Here is a 22,557-nt window from a genome sequence, read left to right on the forward strand (position 1 = left end):
CGTGACTGCCGAGGGCTCGGACTTCCTGCAGCTGGACATCGGGGACGCACCGCCGGGGCGCCGGTCGGACTGGCTGGCGTCGCGGTTGCGGCACGCCATCTCCGACGGCCGCCTGCCGGTCGGCAGCAGGCTGCCCGCGACCAGGGCGCTGGCCGCGGACCTGCGGGTCTCGCGCGGTGTGGTCACCGAGGCCTACCAACGGCTGGTCGAAGACGGTCACGTCGCCGGTCGCGGCCGCGCGGGCACGGTGGTCGTCGCGGCGCCCGCTCGGACGAAGGAGCACGCGGCACCCGGTCCCCCGGCGGCGGGCACGATCTTCCAGCCCGCTCCCGGGATCGGCGTTTTCGACTCGCTGCGGTCGACCCCCGCGCGGATCGACCTGTCCCCCGGCGTGCCGGATCTGACGGCGTTCCCGCGGACCGCCTGGTTACGCGCGGAACGCACCGTGCTCAACGACCTCTCGGCGGCGGCCTTCGGCTACGGCGACCCGCGGGGCGCGCCCGCGTTGCGGCTGGCCATCGCGCACTGGATCGCCCGCACCCGGGGCATCACCGCCGACGCCGACGACGTGCTGATCGTCGCCGGTGTCGCGCAGGGGCTCGGTTTGCTGGCGCAGGTGCTGCGCGACAACGGGATGTCCGAGATCGCCATCGAGGATCCGAGTTCACTGGGCGCGCGGCAGCATCTGCACGACCGGCGGCTGGCGACACCGCCGATCCGGGTCGACGAAGACGGGATCGACGTCGACGAACTCGTGCGCAGCGGCGCGCCCGCCGTACTGCTCACGCCCGCGCACCAGTTCCCGACCGGTGTCGTACTCGGCGGGGAACGCCGTCGCGAACTCATGCGCTGGGCCGCGGACGGCGGGCTGATCATCGAGGACGACTACGACGCCGAGCACCGCTACGACCGCCCGCCGGTCCCCGCGCTGCGCTCGATGCTCGCCGAGCAGGTCTGTTACGCCGGCAGTGTGTCGAAGTGGCTCGCGCCCGCACTCCGGGTCGGCTGGATGCTGGTGCCGCCGCGATACCGGGACGAGGTGGTCGCGGCCAAACGGTTCGCCGACCTCGGCAACGCCGTCCTCCCGCAGCTGGTGCTGGCGCATCTCATGGAATCCGGCGAGATGGAACGGCAGCTGCGGTTCGTGCGCAAGCGGCATCGACGGCGCCGGGACGCGATGATCGACGCGCTCCGGACGCATCTCCCGGACGCCGTGGTGCACGGCGCCGCCGCCGGGCTGCATCTGACGATCACCTTCGACGGCGAGTTCTCCGATCTCGACTTCGCCGCCGCCGCGCTGGAGCAAGGGGTGAAGGTGCAGCCGCTCTCGTGGCACTGTCAGCGGCCGATGAAACCCGGCCTCGTCCTCGGTTACGGGGCGAGCCCGGCGAGCGACATCGCCGAGGGCATCGCCGTCCTGGGCAAGATCGGGCGCTAGCCACCCCCCGCGTTTCGTCCTCTGGATGCGGTGATTCGACGGCGAACTACCGCATTCAGAGGACGAATTGCCCGAGGAAGGCCAGGAGCACGGCCGGGTCTTCGACGTGGGCGTTGTGGCCCAGCCCGGGAAGTTCGACGGAAGCCTCGTTGAGCGCCCGAAGCTGTTCGGGGCGGCTCATGGGATCGTGCTCGCCGGCGGCGAGAGCGACCGGGCAGCGCGCCGCGCCGAGCAGTCCGGGCATGTCGGGAGCGCCGACGGCGAACGCTCGGGGATCCAGGGCCAGCCGCCACCCGCCTTCGGTTTCGACGATGCCGTCGGGGTCCGCTTCGGTGAGACCGGTCAAGCCGGCGATCTTGAGGAACGCTCGTTCGGCGTCCTCGCGGGCAGGGAACACCCTGGGCGGTTTCGCCGCCATGTCGGCGGCCTTCGCGAGGTCGGACTCACTCCAGTCGACCTTGACACCCACCGCGAGCAATCCGTCGATCCGGAGCCCGAACCACCCGCTGGCCAGCGCGAGCCCGACCACGCCGCCCAGGGAGTGGCCGATCACCAGCAGCGGACCGCGTTCCGGGAGCGCGTCGGCGACCGCCCCCGCCAGACCGCCGAAGGAGTAATGCGTCGAGTGCGGTGAAGCCCCGTGCCCCGGGAGGTCGGGCGCCAACCAGCGGTAGCCGGGTTGCAGCATCAGGCCGTCCCAGACCGCGCCCGTCGCGCCGAGGCCGTGCAGCAGGAGCACGGCGGGGCCTTCGGTTCCGGCGGTGCGCATCTTCAGCTTGTCCACCGGACGGATCTTTCCTCAGTCCCCGGTGCGCGGGCTAGTCTCGGGGCCGTGATCACCGATCCGGACGTCTACACGCGGGGCGTGCCGTACGAGCATCTCGCGGCGCTGCGCCGGGAGTCGCCGGTCGTACGCGTGGACGATTTCTGGGCCGTGCTGCGGCATTCGGACGTCAAGCACGTGCTGAAGAACCCGAAGCAGTTCTCGTCGCATCTCGGCGGGACACAGATCCGGGATCCGGCGACCGAGCAGGATCTCGGTTATGTCCGGCGGATGATGCTCAACATGGACCCGCCTGAGCACGCCCGGCTGCGTGGCCTGCTCACGAAGGCGTTCACGCCGCGCGCGGTCGGCAGGCTGACCGAGCGGATCCAGGGCTGGGCCAGGGAGCTGATCGCCGGGGTCCGGGACGACGGCGAGTGCGACTTCGCCGCCCTCGCCGCCGATCTCCCGTTGCTGACGCTCGCCGAGGTCTTCGGAATCCCCGAACAGGACCGGCGGCTGATGTACGACTGGAGCAATCGCGTGATCGGCTACCAGGACGCCGATTACGCGGTGAGCGCGACGGTCGACGCGGACGACGTCACCGATCTCGCACGGGCGGCGCTGGCGGTGCGGCCGGTTCCGGGGCCGGACGGCGCGATGCCCGATCCGCGCACGCGGGCCGGGATGCCGGATCTCTACGCGTACGCCACCGCACTCGGCGAGTACAAACGCCGGCATCCCGGCGAAGACGTGATGAGCAATCTGATGGGGCACGTGGAAGACGGCGGCCGGGTGTCCATCGCGGAGTTCGAGAACCTGTTCTGGCTGTTTTCCGTGGCGGGCAACGAAACACTGCGCAACGGCATCCCCGGCGGGATGCTGTCGTTGCTGTCGCATCCGGATCAGTACCGGCGGCTGCTGGCCGACCGTTCACTGCTTCCCGGTGCGGTGGAAGAGATGTTGCGCTTCTGGACGCCGGTCATGCACTTCCGCCGGACCGCGACCGAGGACGTCGTTCTGTCCGATGTGGACATCCGCGCGGGCGAGAAGGTGGTCGTCTGGTTCTCCGCCGCGAATCGCGACGAGACCGTCTTCGAAGACCCTGACCGCTTCGACATCGGCCGCACGCCCAACGATCACCTGACCTTCGGGCACGGTCCGCATTTCTGCCTCGGCGCCCAGCTGGCGCGGGTGCAGCTGCGCGCGATGTTCGAAGCGGTCCTCGATCTGCTCGGCGAGGCCGAACTCGCCGGTGAACCGGTGCGGTTGCGGTCGAATTTCCAGAACGGGCTGAAATCCCTGCCGATCCGCTGGTAGCGAAGGGCCCCTTCCCGCCCCCGAGCGCGGGAAGGGGCACCTCACCCCCTGATCATTCGGCCGCGGCGTACTCCGGCTCGGCGATGGCGGAGCGGGCTTCGGCCTTGCGCAGGCCGACGACTCCGGACAGCGCCACCAGGACACTGATCACCGCGATGCCGGTGACGACGGTCAGCGCGGGCGCCAGACCGTTCAGCAGCGCCGCCGGGCCGGTGGCCCCGCCGGAGTTGCCGGTCAGGACCGCGGTCACCACGGCGAGCCCGATCGCGCCGCCGACCTGGATCGACGTGTTCAGCAGTCCACCGGCGAGCCCCTGCTCGTCGTCGGAGATGCCGTTGGTCGCCTGGATGTTCAGCGACGAGAAGGCCAGCATGAAGCCGATGCCCAGCAGGATCATGCTCGGCAGCACCGAGCCGGCGTAGCCGGAGCTTTCGTCGATCCGCAGGAACAGCGCGTACCCGATGACGTGGGCGACGACACCGGCGAGGATCGTGCGCGGGGTGCCGAGCCGGTCGATCAGCGGCTCGATCCGAGGCGAACCGAAGGCCACGATCAGCGCGGCGGGCAGGAATCCGAGCGCGGTCTGCAGCGCGGACCAGTGCAGCACGTTCTGCAGGTACAGCATCACCACGAACTGGAAACCGATGTAGGCGCCGAAGAACGTCGCGCCACCGAGGTTGGCGCGGGCCAGCGGGCCCGAACGCAGGATGCCGAGCCGGAGCAGCGGGTGCTTGCTGCGCTTCTCGATGAACACGAAGGTGGCGAGCAGGGCGAGCGCGAGGGCGAACGAGATCAGCGTCCGCGGCGCGGCCCAGCCGATCTCCGGCGCTTCGACCACGGCGAAGACCAGCAGGAGCGAACCGGCGGCACCGGTGATCGCGCCCGGGAAGTCGTAGCCGCCGCCCGTCTGCGGCTCGTAGGACGGGATCAGCTTGATCGCGGCGACCAGCGCGGCGATCGCGATCGGCACCGGCAGCAGGAACGTCCAGCGCCAGCCCACCTCGGTGAGCAGACCGGAGAAGACGAGGCCCGCGGAGTAACCGCTGGCACCGAAGACGGCGAAGATGCTGATCGCCCGGTTGCGGGCGGGGCCTTCGTGGAAGGTCGTGGTGATGATGGACAACGCGGCCGGTGCGGTGAACGCGGCGGCCAGACCCTTGATGAAGCGGGTGGCGATCAGCAGCGCGCCGTCGTCGACGAGACCGCCGAGCAGGGAAGCGAGCGCGAAGACCGCGACGGCGACGAGGAAGACCCGGCGCCTGCCGAGCAGGTCGGCGGTGCGGCCGCCGAGGAGCAGCAGGCCACCGTAGCCGAGCACGTAGGCGCTGATGATCCACTGCAAGGCGCCGGTGGAGAGGCCGATGTCGGCCTGGATGGACGGGAGGGCGACGGCGACCATCGACACGTCGAGCGCGTCGAGGCCGACGACAACGGACACAGTGAGCAGGACACCCCAGAGGCGCGCGTCCCACCTTGTCGAGCTGGTGGACAGCTGCACGGAAGAACTCATGATCCGTACAGTACATGCACACGCATCTAATGCAAGTGCATTTAATGACTTTGCATAAAATTCACGTGCATGCTATCTTGGGCCGCGTGAGCGACGTCGCCGAAGAAGACCTGCTGCGGGAGTGGCACGACCTGTCCGCCCGCCATGCGGCGGTCTTCGGTCGGCTCGAGTGCCGGCTGCAGGAGCGCCACGGGCTCGGGGTCACCGAGTTCGAAGCCCTCGAACGGCTGGTCACCTGCGTGGTCGGCAAGTGTCGCGCGGCCGACCTGACCGAGGTCGTGCACCTGAGCCAGAGCGCCACCTCACGGCTCGTCGCCCGTCTCGAGCGCGAGGGCCTCGTCCAGCGCGCGCTTTGCGAGTCGGACCGGCGCGGGATCTTCGTCGTCGTGACCGACGAGGGCCGTCGCCGCTACGAAGAGGCGAAGCCGACGCACCGGGCGACCCTCGAAGAGACCCTCACCATCAACGCCTGACGCCTCGTAAGTGACGAGGACGGTTAGAACATCCTTGCCACTCACGAGGCGATCGTGGTCAACCCCGCGCCAGCTCCTCGCGAACCGCGGGGACGACTTCGTTCCCCCAGCGGCCGAGCGCGCTGTCGGTGGACGTTCCGTCCTCGACCGGGAAGTAGATGAACCCCGCCGCGCCGTGGTCACGCACCGCCGAGACCAATTCCTCGACCCACTGCTCCGGCGACCCACCGATCCATCGCCCGTCGTCGTCACGCGGGGATGCCACCGGGTTTTCCGTTATGCGGCCGGGGAAGTTGTAGATGGTCGCGATCTCACCGGGGTCCCGGCCCGCGTCGACGGCCGCCTGGTCGATCACCGGACGGGATTCGGCGAACCGAGGGCTGAGCCAGTCCGCGGCATGTCCCGGGATCCAGCCGTCGGCCAGTTTTCCGGTGACCGCCAGGGATTTGGGCCCGACCGCGCCCGTCCAGACCGGCGGCGCGGCCGCGGCGGCAGGCACCAAGCCGTCGACGGAGTAGAACTCCCCCTCGAACGTCACCGGCGCCCCGCCTCCGGAAAGCGCCTTGACCAGGGTGATCGCCTCACCCATCGCCCGGACCGCCTCGGCGGGCGTCCGGTGCTCCACCCCGAGCTTGGCGATTTCCCGCCAGAGCCCACCCGCGCCGATCCCGAGCGCGACGCGACCGCCCGAGAGCGCCGAAAGCGACGTGATCGTCCTCGCCAGCATCGGCGCGGGACGACTCGGCAGGTTGGTGACGTTGACGGCGGCCGTCACACGCGAAGTCCTGCCGAGGATCACGCCCAGCGCCGCGTAGGCGTCCAGCCGGTCGGCGAAATACGGGTGATCGGACAAGCTGACCAGGTCGAGTCCCGCGCGGTCGGCCTGTTCGGCGTGCCGCAGAAGGTCGTCCACCTCGCCGACGCCGGTCTCGAGGCCGAATCCGAACAGTGCCATCACCACTCCTTAAGTTCGTAGTACGCACTATTTGTATCACGAACTAGTTCTCGGCGTCGAAGTCAAGAATGTTTGACATGATGTCTAGAACTCTTTACCTTGGTTTTCGTGGCACTGGAAGAGAAACGCGCGTGGATCACCGCGGTGGTCACGATGTGCGCTTACGTGGCGTATCTGATCGTCGTCCTCAGCCGAGCGGGCTCCGGCCCGCTCGTCGACGTCCCCTACGTGGCGACGCTGCTGTGGACGATCGGGGCGGCCATCGCGGCCACGATCGTGCTGAACATCGCCGTGACGATCGCCGCGCCGCGTGACGACGACCGCAAAGACCAGCGAGACCGTGAGATCGGCCGGTTCAGTGACCACATCGGACAGTCGTTCGTCGTGATCGGCGGCGTCGCGGCGCTCGTCATGGCGATGGCGGAACTGGACCACTTCTGGATCGCCAACACCGTCTACCTCGCCTTCGTGTGCTCGTCCCTGCTCGGCTCGCTCGCGAAGATCGCCGCGTACCGCGAGGGATTCCAGACGTGGTGAAACCGACCAAGGTCACGAACTCCATCCGCGCCCTGCGGTTCGCCAAGGGCGAGATGACCCAGGCCGAACTCGCGAACCGGATCGGCGTGACGCGCCAGACGGTCATCGCGATCGAGCAAGGCCGCTACTCGCCGTCGCTCGAGATGGCGTTCCAGATAGCCCGGGCGTTCGGCGTCGGGCTCGACGATGTTTTCCAGTACCCAGACTAGGAAATGAGGCCGCCGTGAAGGCGATCGTCCAGAACGAGTACGGAACCACCGACGTCCTGCAGCCCGCCGACCTGCCCGAACCCGAAACAGGATCGGACGGTGTGGTCGTGCGAATCCGGGCGGCGGGCGTCGATCCTGGCGTCTGGCACCTCATGGAAGGCTCGCCGTATCTGGTGCGGCTGATGGGTTTCGGGGTACGGAGACCGAAGGCCCGCGTTCGCGGGATGGACTTCGCCGGTGTCGTGCACGCCGTCGGCGGCGAAGTGACAAGATTCCAGCCCGGCGACGAGGTTTTCGGTACCTGTCAGGGTTCCTTCGCCGAGTACGCACTAACCACAGTGGACAGTATCGCCCGGAAACCGAAGCGGCTCGGCTTCGACGAAGCGGCCGCCGTCCCCATCTCGGCCTTCACCGCGCTCCAAGCGCTCCGGGACAGGGGCCGGGTCGCGCCCCGGCAGAAGGTCCTGATCATCGGCGCGGGCGGCGGCGTGGGCACCTTCGCGGTGCAGATCGCCAAGGCGTTCGGCGCCGAGGTGGACGGCGTATGCGGCACGGGCAAGATCGATCTGGTGCGCTCGCTCGGCGCGGCCCGGGTCTTCGACTACACCCGCGAGGACTTCGGCGGCGGCTACGACCTCATCGTCGACACCGCCGGCAACCGGTCGCTGACCTCACTGAGGAAATCCTTGACTCCGCGAGGCACTCTCGTCCTCGTCGGCGGCGAGACCGAAGGGAAATGGATCGGCGCGGTGGGCCGCACTCTGCGGGCGCTGATGCTCGGGCCGTTCGTGAAGCAGAAGCTCCGCGGCCTGATTTCCACGGAGAACCAGGACGATCTGCAGACGCTGCGCGCGCTCATCGAGGCGGGGAAGGTGACGCCGGTGATCGACCGCGCCTATTCGCTGGCCGAGGCGCCGGAAGCCGTCCGCTACGTGCGCGAAGGGCATACGAGCGGCAAGGTCGTCATCACCATCTGATGTTCTCCCCCGCGTCGGTCTCCGGTCATCTCGACGGTGTTCGGTGTCGGAGAGCGATCCGCCGAGCGCCGAGGAGACCACCGATGTCCGTCAACCGCCGGGACCTGTTGCGAGGCGCCGCCACCGCCGGTGCGCTGGGGCTGGCCTGGCCGTTGAGTTCGCGGATGACGGTCGCGCAGGCCGAGGAGGCCGCCGTCGCGCTGGGCGCGACCTGGGACGAGGCGCCGTTCACGCTCGGCGTCGCGTCCGGCGACCCGGTCCCGTACGGCGTCGCGCTCTGGACCAGGCTCGCGCCGAAACCGATGGAGTTCGAGCAGCCGCTCGACGACACCGTCGAGGTCGGCTGGGAGGTGGCCACCGACCGCGGGTTCCGCCGCCGCGTGGCGCGCGGGACGGCGGCCGCCACCGCCGGGCTCGGGCACAGCGTGCACGTGCCGGTGTCCGGGCTGGAGCCGGGCTCGCAGTACTACTACCGCTTCACCGCACTCGGCAAGGTCAGCCGGATCGGCCGCACCCGCACCGCACCGGTCGGGCCGGTCCGGCGGGTGCGGTTCGCCTCGGCGAACTGCCAGGCGTTCCACGACGGGTTCTACGCGGCGCACGCCGGGATCGCGCGGGAGGAGCTGGACTTCGTCGTCCACCTCGGCGACTACGTCTACGAGCACGGTCAGGTCGGCGGCAACCCGCTGCGCGACCACGAGGGTCCCGAGGTGCTGACCCTACCGGCGTACCGGCGGCGGCACGCGCTCTACAAATCCGACCCCTCGTTGCGGGACGCCCACGCGGCCCACCCCTGGTTCATCACCTGGGACGATCACGAGGTCGTCAACGACTACAGCGGCACCACCCCGTCGTTGCGAGCGCGACGCTCGGCGGCGTATCAGGCCTGGTTCGAGCATATGCCGGTGCGCCCGGACCACCCCTCGACGCCGAGGATCCACCGGCAGCGCCGCTGGGGCGACCTCCTCGACCTGTCCATTTTGGACCTGCGGCAGTACCGCTCGGCGCAGAACCTGCCCGACGGCACGATCCTCGGCGCGGACCAGAAGGCGTGGCTCAAGGACCAGGTGACCGGGGCGGGCGAGGCCTGGCACTGCTGGGTGAACTCGATCATGCTGAGCCAGCTGGCGAAACCCGGCGGCGGCTACATGTTCACGGACCAGTGGGACGGCTTCCTCGCCGAACGCAAGGAGGTGCTGACCCACGTGGCACAGAGCGGCCTCGAAGACCTCGTGGTGATCACCGGCGACTGGCATTCCGCGTTCGTCGACGACATCCGCCCGGACTTCGCGGACCCTGCCACGCCGGTCATCGGCACGGAGTTCACCGCGCATTCGGTCACCTCCGGCGCCTACTCCCCCGAGTGGAACGCCACGAACGGACCGAAGATGGGCGCGGCGAACCCGCACCTCAAGTACTTCGAAGGCGACCGGTACGGCTACGACGTCTACGAGGTCACCCCGCGCCGCTGGAGCACGCACATGCGGGTGATCGGCGACCGGCGCGATCCGCGTTCCCCGGTGAGCACGCTGACGACGTTCCACGTCGACCGCGGCAAGGCCGGGTCCTATGAGGACCGGTCCACCAGCACGTCTCCGGCACAGTACCGGCGGCGCTAGGCCAAAAGGGGAGCCGGGAACTCAGAAGAGGGGTGGCGACGCCCTTTCGGAGCAGCGCGGTTCACCGCACGCGTTCTCGTTTCACCTGCCCGATGAATTCACGACAATTCTTCCGTGCGGCTAATCTGGCCTTTCCACTGGGAACAAGACGCGGGAGAAACAATGAAGAAGAAAATCGCCGCTTTAGTCATGGCCGCCTTTTCGGTGGCCGGATTCCTGGCCGCCTCGCCGGCCGCCGCGGCGACCGAAGGCCAGTTCCCGCCCTACGGATGCGACAGCAATCGCTACGGAATCCTCTTCGGCGAAGGTATTTCGATGACCTGCTTCTCGCTGCCGAGACACTCGGAAACGTACCGGGTGGTCGCCCACTGCGCGTCCGGATCCTCCTTTTGGTACACCGTCGGCCATTGGGTGCCGATCGGTTTCGGCCCGTCGACCGCGGAATGTCACGGCGCCCTGCTTTCGAGCGCCTACGTCGCCGGATATCACGTAGACGACTTCTGATATCCGAATGCGACGATGTTGATCTTGGCGGCGCCTTTCAGCGTCCGCTCCCGGCTGGTCCCCACCGGCCCACCTCCGCGGTGAGCCACCGATGCAGGGAAAAGGCCAGTTCGACCGGCGCGTCGTACTGGATCAGATGCCCGGCATCGGGGATGACGTCCAGGAGGGCACCGGGAATCGCGTCGGCGAGCTGTTCCGCGCGGTCGACCGGGATCCACGTGTCGTCCGCGCCCCAGATCACCTTCACCGGCAACTCGAGTTCCGGGTAGCGGTGCTGGATCTCGTCGGTGAACCGGACGTCCGCCTCGGCGATCTGCCGGTAGAAGGCGCGTTGCCCTTCCTCGTCCAGCCAAGGTCCGGTCAGCGTGGCCAGTTGCGCGCCGGTGAGACCACGATGGGAGGCAGTCCCGATGTAGGACTCGAGCGCACCCCTGTGCACCGTCGGGGGCTGCGCCTGGAAGACCTCGGCGTTCTCGGCGACGAGCCGGAAGAACTCCGAACCCCATGGCCGCAGCGCGACGACGTCCACCAGTGCGAGCGAGGCGTACTCCGCGCCGTGCAGCAGCTTCGCACGCAGCGAAACGGCTCCGCCGTAGTCGTGGGCGATCACATGCGGGGCGGTCAGCCCCCAATATGTCAGCAGGTCGGCGAAAAGCTCGCCCTGCGTGCCGAGATCGACGGCGTGGCCGGACTCCTTCGACGAACGACCGTATCCGGGCATGTCCCAGACGTGGACGGCGAACTCCTCGCTGAGCGCTCGCGCGAAAGGCGCCCACAGTTGCGCCGACCACGGTGTTCCGTGGCACAGCACCACCGGGGCGCCTTCGCCGAGACGCTCCCACGCCACCGAACGGCCCCGCCACTCGAACGTCCGCGACAACTCCAGCTCGCCGAAACCCATGATCGCGATCGTAGTGGCGGCCGTCCGCTCAGTCGGGCAATTGCAGTTCCGTATGCCGTTTGGACAGCATCTCCGCCAGTTCCCGGAGTTTGACGTTCATGTTCTGCGACGTATGCCGCAGCACCTCGAACGCCTCCGCGGCGTCGATCCCGCGCCGTGCCATGAGGATGCCCTTGGCCTGCCCGATCGCGTCCCTGCTGTCCAGCGCCTGCTGGAGCTGCTCCTCCTGGAGCTGCCCGCGCGTGACGGCGTGCGTCGTCGCCAAAGCCAGCGACGCGTGCGTCGCCAGAAGCAGCAGCACGTCGCGGTCGGCCCTGGCGATGCCGTGCGGACGGCGCGAGTAGACGTTCAACGCACCCGACACCTGCGAACTCGACGCTTCCGGCAACAAGGCCGTCGACACCAGCGAGTGGAACCCGAGCGCCGCGGCGGCCGGGCCGAAACGCGGCCATCGGGCGTCTTCCGCGAGGTTGTCGCTGAAGGCGGCCGCCGGTCCCGAAACCCGCGCCGCTTCGACACAGGCACCCTCGCCGTACTGATACTGCAACTGGTCCAGTTCGCCGGCGATCTCGTCGGTCCCCATCGGCGTGTGGAACCCGCCGTCGGGATCGAGGAGGGTGACGCTGACCAGATCCGCACCCGGGACCAGATCACGTGTCGCGAAGACCACCCGTTCGAGTACCGCCGCGATCGAACCGGAATCCAGCAACGCCCTGGTCAGGGAGACGAACTGGTTGACCAGTGGCCCGGCGAGGAGCCGGGCGCCGTTTTCAGAGGTCACCGGCAGTTCGCCGTCGCCGACATCCTCGACGAATCGGTTCTTGTCCCGCTGCCAGTCGATTTCATCGTCCAAAGCCCGCCTCTCCCACTTCTGCACATCGGCGTGATGCACCACGGGAGCCACCGGCGGGAACCGGCGCCGAGCGCGCACCATCAACCGCCGCAACCAACCCGGTTACCGGCGGATCGGCGCTAACTTCTCAACGCTCAGAACCGCTTTCGGAAGCCGACCTTAGCCGAATGCGATCACCCCGCCTACCGCGACCCACGTTCGGCCCGTCCCGGATCGTCTCTGCCCGGCACGCGGTCGACGAACCGCTCGGCCACCTGGCGTAACGCGACCTCCTCTCCGCCATGTTTCAGCCGGCGCCGTGGTTGGTACCCAGGCGCCGTATCGCCGAGATCCCCGGGGGTGGTCACTCTGTCCTCGCTCCAGGCCGAGGAGCAGCGACGGATCGTCGCTGCCTGCTTCGCGCGCACCGGGCTCACGATGGAGCAGCTGTGGCTGAGGTACTTCGCGCTCGGCGGTGACGTCAGCGAAGTCGAACTGGAGGCGTTCCTGCAGGGACTGCTCCCCTTGCCCCGGATCCAACGGGACATGGTGGCCCACGCGGTCAACGAGCGCCTCGACGAGATCTCCGGCGCGAGACGGGCGCCGTACAGCCGCGAACCCAGTGAGGACACCCGCCCCCGCGGCCCCCTGGCCGCGCTGGTGGGACTTCTCGACGGCGCCCACCGGGTCGCCCCGGAGCGCCTGCCCGACGTCATCGCGGCGGCGGGGCGCGCGCTGGACCTCCGGATAGCCGTCTACCTCGCCGACTACGACCAGCACCGGCTCATCCCGTTTCCCGAGCGGTCGCCCGGCCGGGTACCGCTGGCGATCGACACCAGCCCCGCCGGTCAGGCGTATCGGCAGGCGGGCACCATGCTGGCCGAAGACTCCGCCGGACCGCGCTTGTGGACCACGCTGCTGGACGGCGACGAGCGCGTAGGCGTGCTCGAGGTCGAAGCCGGCCCGAACACCGACCTCAACGACCCCTCACTGCGCACCCAGTGCCATTGGCTCGCCTCACTGTCCGGCCACCTCATCGCCGCGGCGATGCGCTACGGCGACGGCCTCGACATGACACGCCGCCGACGACGCCGCGACCCCATGGCCGAACTGCTCTGGCAGCACCTGCCCCCGTTGACGGCGGCGACGCGCGACGTCGTGGTGGCAGGCGGAGTCGAGCCCGCCTACGACGTTCGCGGCGTCACTTTCGACTACGCCCTCTCCGAAACGACGGCATGGCTGGCCATCTTCGACGCGGGCCGCGAGTCCGAGTCCTCGGGCCTGGCGGTGTCGGCGGCACTCGCGGCCTACCGGTCCGCCCGCCGCGAGGGTCAAGGACTGCACGGCCAGGAGAGCGCTGTCGACAAAGCGCTTTCGGCGCAGTTCGGCACCGGAGCGTCGGTTCGCGGGACCCTGGCCGAAGTGGACCTCGCCCACGGGGATCTGCGCCACCTCGAAGCGGGTGGGGAAGCACCGCTCGTGCTCGGCAGCGGACCCGGACCGGCCACAGTGGACAGTGCGCCGCGATCGCCGTTCGGCGCCGGGACGCCGGGCCGGATCTCGACCGCCCGTCTCCAGCCTGGAGATCTCCTCGTCCTGCACACCGAAGGCCTCTCGGAGGCGCGTTCCGCCGACGGCGCACGGTTCTCACTCGCCGGAAGCCTGGAAACCAATGCCGGATACGTACCGCCCGAGATCGCCCGCCGTGTGCTGCAGGCGGCGAAGTCCCACTGCCACAACGCTTTCGCCGCTGACGCCGGCCTGCTACTCGCTCACTGGCCGAAAACGCCGTGAAGCCGGCTCAGCCGTTGAAATCGACGTCTTCGCTCATCACCGTCCCTCCCTTTCGGCCCGGCGCGGCCTGATACCGCCAGTACAGGTTCGTGTGCGCGATGACCAGTTCCGGCGCGATGCCGCCCCACTCGGTCTTGTCCACGGTCGTGTGCGCGTCGCCGACCAGCGTCGCGTCGTACCCGCGGACGATGGCGCCGTGCAGCGTCGAACGGATGCAGGCGTCGGTCTCGGCCCCGACCACCACCAGCCGTCCGACCCCGCGTTCGGCCAGCACCTTCTCCAGGTCGGTGTCCTCGAACGAGTCCCCATAGGACTTCTCGACGACCGGCTCGGTTTCCTCCTGGTCCAGTTCGCCGACGATGCGCCATTCCTCGCTGCCCCGCACGAGCCCGTCGTCGGAGTGCTGCACCCACACGACCGGGACGCCTTCCCGCCGTGCCCTGCCGACGAGACCGCCGATCTTCGCGACCACGGCGTCGCGCTCGTAACCCTCGTCGACGACGGCGTTCTGGACGTCGACGACGAGGAGCGCGGTGTTCGGCCGGTTGTCGAGAGTGGTCATGTCAGGTATCCCTCCAGGTCAGGCTGCTGGGGCAGACCCTAGCCCGGACCACCGACAGGAACGGCGATCAAGCTCCCGGAACGGCCAGCGCCTTCGTGTTGCGCCGGACATCGGACCACGCGCCGTCCCGGCACAACCCGCAGGACGGGCCGAAGAACTCCGCGCGGGCCCGCTCGTCGCCGGAAAGCCAGAACCGGAACCACGCCGTGATGGCGCCGCGGAACCCGCCTCCGTCGCCGACGGGCGTGAAATGGGTCGCGCCGCGGAGTTCGCCGTAGATCGCGGGGACCTGATCCGCGAGGCGGTAGCGCGGGATGACCAGCAGCCCGGGGATGACGATGGTGTCGAACTGGCCGCCGAGGAAGAACGAAGGGCCTTTAAGTGCCGTGGCGGAACCCTGCGGTCCAGGCTCGATCGGGATCGTCGTGGTGACGCGCGCGTCGGCGCCGGCGGCGATCGCTCCCCCGCCGCCTTGCGAATGGCCGGTGGCGCCGATGTGCGCGGTGTCGATCTTCCCCTCGTAGCGGCTGCCGGGACGGGAATTCTCGGCGATCAAGGTCGTGGCACCGGCCAGCATCTCCTGTCCCGAACCCGCGTTCGGGGTGTCGGCCGCCGCGACGACGAAACCGTGGGAGGCCAGATGCCGCAACAGGCCGTCATAGGTCTTCGGGTTCGCACCGGTCCCGTTGCCCCACAGGATGACCGGATGCCTCTCCAGCCGCGAAGGCCGGTACACGGTGTGCGCACTGTCGAGGGCTTCGACGGTCACCGCGTAGGGGCCTGGTTCGCTCCATCGGGTGTCGATGCCGGTCGCGGCCGTCGCTGCGGGTGCGAGACCGACGGTGGCGAGCGCGACCATCCCGGCGATCAATGTCCGTGCGCGAAGTCTGCCCATGGTGGCCACCCGTCCCGTTTCGCCAGGGCCCCGATGCCCACGGCGTTCCTTCCCAGGGTGTCGGTCCGGTCACCGTACGTCCATGGGGCCGATCACAAGGTCGGGCGGACGAGGCTTGTGATCGGCCCCAACTCCAGGGTCAGCCGACGAGCTGCCAACCACTCAAAACACTCACGACCCGTCTTCACCCGAACGTCGAAAGCCCGTCCAGCAACCTGTCGACGTCGTCGATGCTCGTATACGGCGCCAGCCCGACCCGGAGCGCCGGATCCTCCAGCTTCAAGGCCGCGAAGACTTCGTAGGCGTAGAAGGATCCCGCCGGCGCGACGACGTTCCTTTCGGCGAGATGCAGTTGCGCCTCGCGCTCGCGGCCACCGAGGCTCATCAGCACGGTCGGGGTCCGGTCCGCCGCCTTGCAGTGGACGGTGACGGCGTCGCCCAGTCCTTCCTCCAGCCTGGCGCGCAACGTGCTTTCGTGCTCGTGCAACGAGTTCATCGAGTTCGTGAGCCGTTCTCGCCGTGATCCGCCCGCTCCGGGGTCCAGCGCGGCGAGGAAGTCCACCGCCGCCGTGGCGCCCGCGAGCATCTCGTAGGGCAGCGTGCCGAATTCGAACCGTTCGGGCACGGTGTCGGGCGACGGCAGGAGCTTGTCCGGCTCGACGGTTTCGAGCAGGGCGGGCGACGCGCCGAGCACGCCGCAGTGCGGGCCGAGGAACTTGTACGGCGAGCAGACGAAGAAATCCGCTCCGAGCGCCGGCACGTCCACCAGTTCGTGGGCGGCGTAGTGCACTCCGTCCACGAACACCAGCGCCCCGGCGTCGTGGGCGAGATCGACGATCCGGCGGATCGGCGGCTTGGTGCCGAGGACGTTCGAGGCCGCCGTGACCGCGACCAGCCTCGTCCGTTCGGTGAGCACGAGGGAATCGAGGTCGAGTTCCGTGGTTTCGGGGTCGATGTCGAGCCGGCGGACGGTCATCCCGGCGCGTTCGGCGGCCTGGACCCACGGCCGGACGTTGGCGTCGTGATCGAGACGGCTGACGACGATCTCGTCGCCCTCGCGCCAGCTTTTGGCCAGGTGCCGGGAAAAGTCGTACGTCAGCTGGGTGGCGCTGCGGCCGTGGACGACGCCTTCGGCTGGCACGCCGAGGAAGTCCGCGTAGGCGTCGCGGAAGTCCGAGACGGCGTTCTCCGCGTTGAGTTCGGACGGGCTGACCTTGCCCCGGTTCGACAACGGACCGGTCAGCGTCCCGGCGATGGCGTCGGCGACGGGCTGGGGTGTCTGAGTACCCGCAGGTCCGTCGAAGAAGGCGGTTCCGTCGGCGAGGGAAGGGAAGTGGAGCCGGAGGGCGGCGACATCGATGGCCATGTCCCCGACTCTGACATCCGATGAGGCACGCGTAAACGCTTCGTGGCCGGAACTTCCTCCGGCCACGAAGCGTCTCGGACTCAGTACAACGTCAACCGGTACGCGCCGGACTGCGCGGTGCCGGCGAACAGATACCGGCCGTCCGCGCTGACCGCCAGGGAAAGCACCCTGGAATCGGGCAGCGCTCCGGGCACGGGCGACCAGGTGCGGCCGAAGTCCGTGCTGCGCAGCACGCCGCCGCCGGCCGTGTTGCTCGCGAACCACACCCGGAAGTCGAACGGATGCGGCAGGATCCGGCTGATCTCACGGGGGTCCTCGCCGTCGAAGACCCGGCGGAACGTCTTGCCGCCGTCCTCACTCAGGTGGATGCCCGCGCCGCCGATGAGCACGCGGCCGCCACCCCATCGGCTGACCGAGATCGAACTGACCGGCTGGCTGGTCACGTGGGTCCAGGTCTTGCCGCCGTCGTCCGAGCGGGACAGGCCGTCGGAGTCGCCGCCCCAGACCCGGTCCGGGTTCCACGGGTCACCGGCGAACGCGATGAAGCCGTTGTCGGTCGCGAGCTTCTCCCAGGTCTTCCCCGCATCGTTGCTGCGGTAGAGCACGTAGCCGCTGGGAGCGAAGGCCGAGACGAGCACCCGGTTCGGGTCGGCCGGGTGGGCGAAGATCGTCCTGGGGAGGCCTTCCTTCGCCTTCGCCGCGAATTCCCAGGTGCGTCCGCCGTCGCCGCTGCGGAGCACGTCGAGCGAGAACCCGTTCCGGGTGACCTGCCAGACGACGTCCGGACGGCCCGGCGAGACGGACAGCCGCGCGTCCTCGTGCAGCCGGTCGGCCGGGTGCGACTGCCAGACCCGATCCGCCGCGGCCACCTTGCCGCGCGGGAGCGGCGTGTTGTAGATCTCCTGCACGCCCGCCGCGACGACGCTCTCGCGCACCAGGTTCCCGGTGGTCACGAGGTCGCGGATGGATTCACCGGGGACGCCGATCTGCTGGTAGCCCCGCCTGCCCTCGTCCGCGTACACGCCTCGATAGAGCGAGGAGATCAGCGTGGTGGCGGGTTTACCCGGTCCGGCGGGGAGATCGATCATGTCGCTGACGCCTTCGCCCAGCGCGGGCACCGGTTTGCGGGACCAGGTGCGGCCGAAGTCCGCGCTGACGTCTATGTCGTTATACGTCGACACGTACAGCCGTCCGCCGAGGAAACGCGGTTCGCGCAGGGTCTGCTCGCCGGGATCGCGGCGCAGCACCGTCCAGGTCTTGCCGCCGTCGGTCGAGCCGTGGAGTTCGGGGCCGACCGTGACCACGAATCGCTTGCCGTCCGAGGCGACCTGGTTGATCTCGCCGTTGGTGCGGTAGACGAGTTCGGCCTGCGGCTCCTTGCCGCTGACCCCGCGGACCACCCAAAGGGCGTACTCGGGGTAGACCGTCGTGAGGTAGGCGTCGTCGCCGACCAACGTGAGCTTGAGCGCACCGACCGGCGAGGCGTTGCCCTCACGCGGCCAGGTCCTCGGCACGTCGTTCCAGTGCTCGCCACCATCGGTGCTGACGCTCAGCGAATCCATGTTCTGCACCACGACGACCCGGCCGGTCGGGTCCGTGGCCATCCCGAACGCGCCGTCGGGGTACCACTCGCGCAGGGTTTCCCAGGTCTGGCCGCGGTCGGTGGTCCGCACCAGCATGCCGCGCCATTCGCCGAGGAAACCCGCCGGTTTGTTGCCCACCGCGAGCATCCGGTCCGGGTTCGCCGGATCGACGAAGAAGCCCTGGATGGCGGTGTCCTGCGGCAGACCGCGGCGCACACTCCAGGAAGCGCCGCGATCGCCGGAGAGCCACAGCGCGGGCGGGCTCGGCTGCATCATCGCGAGGCCGGCGGGCGAAACGGCGAGCATCCCGCCGACGCTGTTCGGGCCGACCGGTTCCCAGCCGCCGCGCGGCTTCCCGGTCGCGTTGACGTCCGAGGGCGGGGCCTGGGGTTCGGCGGTGGCCACCGACGTCGCCCCGGTGGTGCCGAGAACCGTCAGCAGCCCGAGAACGAACATGCGTTTGGTGATCGATCTCAGTTTCATGCGGGAGATCTTGGCGCAAGATCCGAAAAAGAGATAGAGGATTCGTCGGATCTTTGCCTGGCGATAACCCCTTGCCATGCCTCTCATGCCTTGTCAAGGACTTGACAAGGCATGGACTCATCCGATCACTACCGCGATCAGCGCGGCGCCGAGCAGGGCGAGGTACGCGATCGCGTGCGCGCGGTCCGGGATCCGGCCGACCACCCGGCGCGTCACGGCGATGGTCGGGAGCGATCCGCACAGCAGCGCGCCCGCGGCCACCAGGTCGACGTAGCCGACGTGAGCACCGCCAGAGGACGTGCCCGTCGCCGCGAAGGCGTAAACGGCCGTGCCGATCACCGCCACGGGCAGGCTCAGCGGGTTCGCGAGCGCGGTCGCGTCGGCCATCGGCAGGCCCTTGCGCCGCATGAGCGGCACGGTGAGGACACTGCCCCCGACGCCGAGAAAGCTCGCCACGGCACCGATCCCGGTCCCGCCCGCGATGGTGGTGACGCCGCCGAGCGCACGTGGCCCGTCGTCCTCACTCCTGCTCACGAAACCCTTCCGGGCGACGCTGTCGGCGATGGTCAGCGCGAGGTAGGCGACGAAGAGCCAACGCAGGACACTTTCGTCGGCCACGGTGGCGGCGAAGGAGCCGAGGACGGCACCCAAACCGATGAAGGCGACGAGCGGCCACAGGTAGTCGCGGCGAAGCCGGCCCGTCCCCAGCTGGGCGAGGGTCGCGCTCCCGGCGTTGACCACCATCACCGCGGTCGACGTGGCCACCGCCACGTGCATCGCGTCCTGTGCGTGCTCCGGATCCGCGAGTGCGAAGGCGTAGACGACGGGCACGGTGATGAACCCGCCGCCGAATCCGAAAAGGACGGTGGTGACGCCGCTCAGGCAACCGAACCCGAGGAGCACCGAAATCTTGATCAGCACTCCCTCGACGGTAGGCCGCCCCAGCACGGCGGGCATTCGAAAGGGCGACAGTTTCTTTCGCGGATCGGACACCCAGCGTAGCCTTGGTGAGGTGCGTGACGTCCCCATCGACGAGGTCGACCATCTCGACCGCCCGGTGGTGGCGATCCGCACCGATTACCCACCAGGGCACCGGATCCTCCCGCATCGGCACCGGCGGGCGCAGTTCCTCTACAGCGCGACCGGGTCGATGCGGGTCGAGACGGCCGACGGCACGTGGACTATCCCGACCCGGCGCGCGGTGCTCGTCCCGCCGGAGACCGTCCATCAGGTGTTCACGACGACCGTGAGCACCCGGAGCCTGTACATCGAGCCGAAGGCGGTGCCGTGGTTCCCGCGTCGCTGCCAGGTCGTCGAGGTGTCCGCGCTGCTCAGGGAACTCCTGAACGAGGCCGTCGGCGTGCCGGAGCTGTACACCGCCCGCGGCCGGGACGCCGCGGTCATCGGCCTGACCCTGCACGAGATCCGCCGGTCCGCCCCGGTCCGGCTCGACCTCCCGCTGCCGAGACACGAACGGCTGCGAGCCCAGTGTGAGTCCTTTTTGGACGCTCCGGACATCCACGATCCCGCGAGCGAATGGGCGAACCGGCTGCACGTGAGCGAACGGACGCTGAACCGGCTCTTCACCGCGGAGACCGGGATGGGTTTCGCCCGCTGGCGGCAGCGTGCCTGCGTCCTGCATTCCCTGTCACTGCTGTCGGACGGCCTGCCCATCGCCGCGATCGCCGCTTCGCTCGGCTACGAGAGCCCCGCCGCGTTCTCGACGATGTTCACCCGGCTTCTCGGCACCTCGCCGAGGGATTACCGCGCCGCGTCCGCGCTTTGAACGCGGTGTCTCAACCGGTCAGTCGGTGATGATCGACGGCGGAATCCAGTTCGCCTGACGGCTCATCCACGCTGCGCCCGCGCCGCCCCGACGCAGTACACACCGAAGGCCGCGACCCCGACCGCCACCACGATGAGCAGCACGGTGCCGAACGGCTGGGCGGCCAAGGTCCGCAGGGCGGCGTCGAGCCCGCCGGAACGGGACGGATCATGCGTCAGCGCCGCGTATCCGATCAGTACGGCGACCACACCGAACACGACACCCCTTGCCACGTAACCGATCCTGCCCAGCCGCTCCACCCATCGCCGGGTCCCCGACGGGAGCTTCGCGAGGTCGAGGTCCTGTTCGAAGGTCCGGCGTATCCCCTTCACCACCGAACCCACCGCGACGCCGAACACGATGACGGCCACCACGGTCACCAGGAACGGACCGGCGGGCAATCCGAGCAGCCACGCGGTGAACTCCTGCTGCTTCTGGTCGCCACTGCCCTGTTCCCCCGCCCCCAAGGCGACCTTGGCCGCGTACACGCCCAGCGAAATCCCCACCAGGCAGCGCACTCCGGACGTCACCCGCTTGACGGTGCGAGTGCGCTGCTTGTCGATCCACGTGTAGCCGACCGCGGCCAGCAACCCCTGCCACAGGCCGTAGGCCACCAGTCCCACCGCCAGTACCCACAACAGCACCCCGCCCGCCGGGGTCGAGCCGACTTCGGTGATCGCGCCGCGTCCGTCGGCCTCCTGGCCGCCACCGCCGACGGCGACACGCACCGCCAGGTACCCGATGAGCAGATACACCAGTCCGTAGCAGCCCATGCCGATCCGTCCGAGCACCTGGACGGCCTTGTTGTGGCGCACCTGTCTCGCCTTGGTCGTGGACATCCGGCCCACCTCCTCAGAGTCTCCACCGAGTGTCGCCGCCGAGGGTGAAGACCGCCGTGCGACTGGTCCGTCTGGCCCAGCGCGAAGGAGACTAAGCGGACAGCCGTCGGCCGGGTCGGGGTCGCCTTCGTCGACGTACAGCGAGCCGAGGATGGTCTCGCCACCCTCTCGCGAAGATTTCTCCGCCGACGATGTCTATCCGCGCCGCCCGCGTTCGTAGCCAGGGTGAGAGACGAACTCACCGAAGGAGCATCATGACCGCGACCTACACGTTCGACGTCTTTTCCAGCCTCGACGGCTACGGCGCCCACACCGGCGATTGGGGCGGTTACTGGGGCAAGCAGGGCCCCGAATTCCTCGAACACCGCCTCGCCCTGTACTCCGAGGAGCAGCGGATGGTCTTCGGCGCCACCACGTTCCGGGCGAACATGGAGATGCTCAACGCGGAGGTCCCGGACTTCGAGGCGCTGGATCCCTGGGTCTCCCGGCTCAAGCACCTGCCGGCGACGGTCGTCTCGACCACGCTGCGGGAGCCGCTCGACTGGCCGGACGCGACCGTCGTGAGCGGGGACGCGGTCGACGTCGTCGCCCGGCTCAAGGAGGAGTCCGAAGTGCCGCTGCGCTCGCACGGCAGCCTGTCGATGAACCGGGCGCTGATGGCCGCCGGTCTGGTCGATCGCGTGCAGGTGACGGTTTTCCCGGTGATCACCGGGAAAACCGGGGCGGACTCGATCTTCCGCGGTGCGGCCGACTTCGACCTGGAACTGCTCGAGAGCCGGACGTTCGACGGCCGTATCCAGGAGCTCGTCTACCGGCCGACTCCACACTGACCATCCACAAAGGACGGTCGCGTCGATTCCCGCCTACGCGGTGATCGACGCGGCCGGTGCCCCGAGCCAGGGCGCCAGCAGGGCTTCGAGGTCGGCGTCCGACAGCGCGTACGGTCCGCCGTGGAACTCGTGCCAGCGCGAAGCGTCCCGCGCCGCCGTGTACTCCACCTCGAACGCCCGCATCAGGACGTACATGAAGGTCACCGAGCTGAATCGCTCACCGAGCAACGTCCTGGCCTCGCGCGCGACACCGGTCGCGCCATGGCCGAGCACGTCCGCGAGCTTCAGCTCCTCCGCAGCCGGATCCAACAGGCTGGGGGCATACATCACGACAAAATCTCC

At 69.1% G+C, this 22,557-nt stretch carries 23 protein-coding genes; 11 read left to right on the top strand and 12 right to left on the bottom strand.

Translation table 11 applies throughout. From position 1 onward, the window contains the following. Nucleotide 1 precedes the first annotated feature (1 nt). Nucleotides 2-1,438 carry a PLP-dependent aminotransferase family protein gene (locus AB8M46_RS00485; RefSeq protein WP_394359234.1) on the top strand — a complete coding sequence of 479 codons (1,437 nt, stop codon included), beginning with the start codon at nucleotides 2-4 and terminating at the stop codon, nucleotides 1,436-1,438. 55 nt (nucleotides 1,439-1,493) lie between these two features. On the opposite strand, the gene AB8M46_RS00490 is transcribed toward AB8M46_RS00485, so the two are convergent. Further along, the gene (locus tag AB8M46_RS00490; protein ID WP_125736637.1) at nucleotides 1,494-2,222 is read right to left on the bottom strand and encodes an alpha/beta fold hydrolase; all 729 of its coding nucleotides are present in this window, start codon (nucleotides 2,220-2,222) and stop codon (nucleotides 1,494-1,496) included. A gap of 48 nt (nucleotides 2,223-2,270) precedes the next feature. Between AB8M46_RS00490 and AB8M46_RS00495 the strand changes: the two genes are divergently transcribed. Beyond that, nucleotides 2,271-3,521, top strand: a complete 1,251-nt coding sequence (locus tag AB8M46_RS00495) for a cytochrome P450 (protein WP_394359235.1) — start codon at nucleotides 2,271-2,273, stop codon at nucleotides 3,519-3,521. Between the two features lie 52 nt (nucleotides 3,522-3,573). On the opposite strand, the gene AB8M46_RS00500 is transcribed toward AB8M46_RS00495, so the two are convergent. Then, entirely contained in the window at nucleotides 3,574-5,031 is a 1,458-nt protein-coding gene (locus tag AB8M46_RS00500; RefSeq protein WP_394359236.1) for an MFS transporter, read from the bottom strand. 86 nt (nucleotides 5,032-5,117) lie between these two features. Between AB8M46_RS00500 and AB8M46_RS00505 the strand changes: the two genes are divergently transcribed. After that, nucleotides 5,118-5,504, top strand: a complete 387-nt coding sequence (locus tag AB8M46_RS00505) for a MarR family winged helix-turn-helix transcriptional regulator (protein WP_037342344.1) — start codon at nucleotides 5,118-5,120, stop codon at nucleotides 5,502-5,504. Nucleotides 5,505-5,562: 58 nt separating this feature from the next. Here AB8M46_RS00505 and AB8M46_RS00510 read toward each other — a convergent pair whose 3' ends face one another. Further along, nucleotides 5,563-6,459, bottom strand: coding sequence for an LLM class flavin-dependent oxidoreductase (locus AB8M46_RS00510; RefSeq protein ID WP_394359237.1), 897 nt, complete (start codon nucleotides 6,457-6,459; stop codon nucleotides 5,563-5,565). Nucleotides 6,460-6,567: 108 nt separating this feature from the next. On the opposite strand from AB8M46_RS00510, the gene AB8M46_RS00515 reads away from it, so the two are divergent. The 5 genes from AB8M46_RS00515 (at nucleotide 6,568) to AB8M46_RS00535 (ending at nucleotide 10,305) form a co-directional block, all read left to right on the top strand. Further along, on the top strand, nucleotides 6,568-6,996 hold the full coding sequence (locus AB8M46_RS00515) for a hypothetical protein (RefSeq protein WP_199755173.1): 429 nt from the start codon (nucleotides 6,568-6,570) through the stop codon (nucleotides 6,994-6,996). Next, nucleotides 6,990-7,205, top strand: a complete 216-nt coding sequence (locus AB8M46_RS00520; protein WP_037342341.1) for a helix-turn-helix transcriptional regulator — start codon at nucleotides 6,990-6,992, stop codon at nucleotides 7,203-7,205. Before AB8M46_RS00515 ends, AB8M46_RS00520 begins: the two co-directional genes overlap by 7 nt. Nucleotides 7,206-7,219: 14 nt before the next feature. Next, on the top strand, nucleotides 7,220-8,182 hold the full coding sequence (locus AB8M46_RS00525; RefSeq protein ID WP_394359238.1) for an NAD(P)-dependent alcohol dehydrogenase: 963 nt from the start codon (nucleotides 7,220-7,222) through the stop codon (nucleotides 8,180-8,182). 83 nt (nucleotides 8,183-8,265) lie between these two features. After that, on the top strand, nucleotides 8,266-9,801 hold the full coding sequence (locus AB8M46_RS00530) for an alkaline phosphatase (protein ID WP_037342339.1): 1,536 nt from the start codon (nucleotides 8,266-8,268) through the stop codon (nucleotides 9,799-9,801). Nucleotides 9,802-9,963: 162 nt separating this feature from the next. Next, on the top strand, nucleotides 9,964-10,305 hold the full coding sequence (locus AB8M46_RS00535) for a hypothetical protein (RefSeq protein WP_037342338.1): 342 nt from the start codon (nucleotides 9,964-9,966) through the stop codon (nucleotides 10,303-10,305). Between the two features lie 37 nt (nucleotides 10,306-10,342). Here AB8M46_RS00535 and AB8M46_RS00540 read toward each other — a convergent pair whose 3' ends face one another. Next, nucleotides 10,343-11,206: an alpha/beta fold hydrolase gene (locus AB8M46_RS00540; RefSeq protein ID WP_394359239.1), complete on the bottom strand. Its 864-nt coding sequence runs from the start codon at nucleotides 11,204-11,206 to the stop codon at nucleotides 10,343-10,345. A 28-nt stretch (nucleotides 11,207-11,234) separates the two neighbouring features. Continuing rightward, nucleotides 11,235-12,059 (bottom strand): GAF and ANTAR domain-containing protein, encoded by an 825-nt coding sequence (locus AB8M46_RS00545; RefSeq protein ID WP_063777627.1) that lies wholly within the window; start codon nucleotides 12,057-12,059, stop codon nucleotides 11,235-11,237. A 339-nt stretch (nucleotides 12,060-12,398) separates the two neighbouring features. Between AB8M46_RS00545 and AB8M46_RS00550 the strand changes: the two genes are divergently transcribed. Next, the gene (locus AB8M46_RS00550) at nucleotides 12,399-13,832 is read left to right on the top strand and encodes a PP2C family protein-serine/threonine phosphatase (protein WP_394359240.1); all 1,434 of its coding nucleotides are present in this window, start codon (nucleotides 12,399-12,401) and stop codon (nucleotides 13,830-13,832) included. Nucleotides 13,833-13,839: 7 nt separating this feature from the next. Here the strand turns inward: AB8M46_RS00550 and AB8M46_RS00555 are convergent, their stop codons facing one another. From AB8M46_RS00555 to AB8M46_RS00575, 5 genes are all read right to left on the bottom strand, one after another. Further along, nucleotides 13,840-14,394 carry an isochorismatase family protein gene (locus AB8M46_RS00555; protein ID WP_394359241.1) on the bottom strand — a complete coding sequence of 185 codons (555 nt, stop codon included), beginning with the start codon at nucleotides 14,392-14,394 and terminating at the stop codon, nucleotides 13,840-13,842. Between the two features lie 67 nt (nucleotides 14,395-14,461). Continuing rightward, nucleotides 14,462-15,289 (bottom strand): acetylxylan esterase, encoded by an 828-nt coding sequence (locus AB8M46_RS00560; protein ID WP_394359242.1) that lies wholly within the window; start codon nucleotides 15,287-15,289, stop codon nucleotides 14,462-14,464. A gap of 184 nt (nucleotides 15,290-15,473) precedes the next feature. Beyond that, nucleotides 15,474-16,655, bottom strand: a complete 1,182-nt coding sequence (locus tag AB8M46_RS00565; RefSeq protein ID WP_394359243.1) for a cysteine desulfurase-like protein — start codon at nucleotides 16,653-16,655, stop codon at nucleotides 15,474-15,476. An 80-nt stretch (nucleotides 16,656-16,735) separates the two neighbouring features. Next, nucleotides 16,736-18,721, bottom strand: a complete 1,986-nt coding sequence (locus AB8M46_RS00570) for a WD40/YVTN/BNR-like repeat-containing protein (protein WP_394359244.1) — start codon at nucleotides 18,719-18,721, stop codon at nucleotides 16,736-16,738. A gap of 117 nt (nucleotides 18,722-18,838) precedes the next feature. Further along, complete coding sequence (locus AB8M46_RS00575; RefSeq protein WP_394359245.1) at nucleotides 18,839-19,642, bottom strand: sulfite exporter TauE/SafE family protein; 804 nt, start codon at nucleotides 19,640-19,642, stop codon at nucleotides 18,839-18,841. 91 nt (nucleotides 19,643-19,733) lie between these two features. Here AB8M46_RS00575 and AB8M46_RS00580 point away from each other — a divergent pair, with 91 nt between their 5' ends. Beyond that, a complete protein-coding gene (locus AB8M46_RS00580; protein ID WP_394359246.1) occupies nucleotides 19,734-20,507 on the top strand; it encodes an AraC family transcriptional regulator in 774 nt (257 codons plus the stop codon). Between the two features lie 62 nt (nucleotides 20,508-20,569). Here the strand turns inward: AB8M46_RS00580 and AB8M46_RS00585 are convergent, their stop codons facing one another. Then, nucleotides 20,570-21,385 carry a DUF1206 domain-containing protein gene (locus AB8M46_RS00585; RefSeq protein ID WP_394359247.1) on the bottom strand — a complete coding sequence of 272 codons (816 nt, stop codon included), beginning with the start codon at nucleotides 21,383-21,385 and terminating at the stop codon, nucleotides 20,570-20,572. Nucleotides 21,386-21,639: 254 nt separating this feature from the next. Between AB8M46_RS00585 and AB8M46_RS00590 the strand changes: the two genes are divergently transcribed. Beyond that, a complete protein-coding gene (locus AB8M46_RS00590) occupies nucleotides 21,640-22,215 on the top strand; it encodes a dihydrofolate reductase family protein (protein WP_394359248.1) in 576 nt (191 codons plus the stop codon). 33 nt (nucleotides 22,216-22,248) lie between these two features. On the opposite strand, the gene AB8M46_RS00595 is transcribed toward AB8M46_RS00590, so the two are convergent. Then, nucleotides 22,249-22,542 carry a hypothetical protein gene (locus tag AB8M46_RS00595; protein ID WP_051972394.1) on the bottom strand — a complete coding sequence of 98 codons (294 nt, stop codon included), beginning with the start codon at nucleotides 22,540-22,542 and terminating at the stop codon, nucleotides 22,249-22,251. Between the last annotated feature and the right edge of the window lie 15 nt (nucleotides 22,543-22,557).

It is taken from the genome of Amycolatopsis sp. SB7-3, from assembly GCF_041021335.1.
GTDB classification, from domain to species: Bacteria; Actinomycetota; Actinomycetes; order Mycobacteriales; family Pseudonocardiaceae; genus Amycolatopsis; species Amycolatopsis japonica.

Excerpts from the sequence above, each read along its gene's own strand:
- AB8M46_RS00570 (WP_394359244.1), bottom strand. The coding sequence starts at position 18,721 with ATGAAACTGAGATCGATCACCAAACGCATGTTCGTTCTCGGGCTGCTG.
- AB8M46_RS00560 (WP_394359242.1), bottom strand. The coding sequence starts at position 15,289 with ATGGGCAGACTTCGCGCACGGACATTGATCGCCGGGATGGTCGCGCTC.
- AB8M46_RS00500 (WP_394359236.1), bottom strand. The coding sequence starts at position 5,031 with ATGAGTTCTTCCGTGCAGCTGTCCACCAGCTCGACAAGGTGGGACGCG.
- AB8M46_RS00595 (WP_051972394.1), bottom strand. The coding sequence starts at position 22,542 with ATGTATGCCCCCAGCCTGTTGGATCCGGCTGCGGAGGAGCTGAAGCTC.
- AB8M46_RS00535 (WP_037342338.1), top strand. The coding sequence starts at position 9,964 with ATGAAGAAGAAAATCGCCGCTTTAGTCATGGCCGCCTTTTCGGTGGCC.
- AB8M46_RS00555 (WP_394359241.1), bottom strand. The coding sequence starts at position 14,394 with ATGACCACTCTCGACAACCGGCCGAACACCGCGCTCCTCGTCGTCGAC.
- AB8M46_RS00540 (WP_394359239.1), bottom strand. The coding sequence starts at position 11,206 with ATGGGTTTCGGCGAGCTGGAGTTGTCGCGGACGTTCGAGTGGCGGGGC.
- AB8M46_RS00510 (WP_394359237.1), bottom strand. The coding sequence starts at position 6,459 with ATGGCACTGTTCGGATTCGGCCTCGAGACCGGCGTCGGCGAGGTGGAC.
- AB8M46_RS00565 (WP_394359243.1), bottom strand. The coding sequence starts at position 16,655 with ATGGCCATCGATGTCGCCGCCCTCCGGCTCCACTTCCCTTCCCTCGCC.
- AB8M46_RS00585 (WP_394359247.1), bottom strand. The coding sequence starts at position 21,385 with ATGTCCACGACCAAGGCGAGACAGGTGCGCCACAACAAGGCCGTCCAG.
- AB8M46_RS00590 (WP_394359248.1), top strand. The coding sequence starts at position 21,640 with ATGACCGCGACCTACACGTTCGACGTCTTTTCCAGCCTCGACGGCTAC.
- AB8M46_RS00530 (WP_037342339.1), top strand. The coding sequence starts at position 8,266 with ATGTCCGTCAACCGCCGGGACCTGTTGCGAGGCGCCGCCACCGCCGGT.